The sequence below is a fragment of the Candidatus Glassbacteria bacterium genome (assembly GCA_019456185.1).
GTDB lineage: Bacteria > Gemmatimonadota > Glassbacteria > GWA2-58-10 > GWA2-58-10 > JAJRTS01.
On sequence record VRUH01000169.1, the window covers coordinates 1 to 1,024 of the forward strand.

Consider the following 1,024-nt stretch of genomic DNA (forward strand, 5'->3'; position numbering starts at 1 on the left):
CTCTGCCTCTTGAGTTTCTCCATTCTGGCGGCTCAGGACAAGTACCCGGATACCACTCTGGTGCGGCCGGTGGAAATCGACGACGTGCTCAATAATCCAGGTATCGGGTTCATGACTTTCCAGCGGTTCAACGGAGATACGCTCAACTCCGGCAGCGGCTGGACCGAGGGTTTCCCAATCGAGTACCAGGAATTCGACGGCGACCTGACCAATCCCGACCACCCGGCGACCACGCTGGCTTACCATCGCGTCTACTGGAAATTTATCGAACCGGACGCGGACGATCAGTACAACTGGCCGCTGATCGACAAGGTGCTTAAAACAGCCGCCGAACGGGGCCAGACTCTTATCCTGCGGATCGCGCCCTATGGGACCGGGCCCGAGCGCGACGTGCCTTCGTGGGTCCGCAGTATTTTCGGTCCCGAGGAGCCGGACTCGCTCAAGGAATCTCCCCGCTGGCGCGTGCCGGCCAACGATCCCCGCTACGTAAAATACTATACCGACATGGTCCGCGACCTGGGCCGCCGTTACGACGGCCACCCGGACCTGGAGCTGGTCGACCTCTCGATAGTCGGCTGGTGGGGCGAGGGCGGCGGTAGCCGGGACATGACCCGGCAGACCCGCGAGGCGCTGGTGGACGCCTATATCGATGCGTTCCCCAACACTCACCTCTCGATGCTGCTCACCGACCCGGAGACTAATAAATACGGTATCTCCCGGGCCGATGTCGGCTGGAGGGTGGACTGTATCGGCGACCTGGGGTTCTGGGCCAAGGACCAGGGCGGCTGGACCCATATGTGGGATTACTACCCGCAGGGGATTATCGAATTCGGCATGGAGCACGCCTGGAAGAAAGCACCGATCAGCCTGGAAATCTGCGGAACCCTTCTCTCCTGGCGCAGGCGGGGCTACGGCCTGGAAGAGGTCCGCTATATTTTCGACCAGTCCCTGAAATGGCATATCAGCAGTTTCAACGCCAAGAGTTCCGCCGTGCCGCCGGAATGGTGGCCCGAGGTCAACCGCT

Annotated in this window: 1 protein-coding gene; it reads left to right on the forward strand. The window is 61.2% G+C overall.

The genetic code is table 11. The features are described from left to right. Positions 1–1,024: hypothetical protein (locus FVQ81_18670; protein MBW7998554.1), on the forward strand; the 1,024-nt coding region annotated here is incomplete at both ends.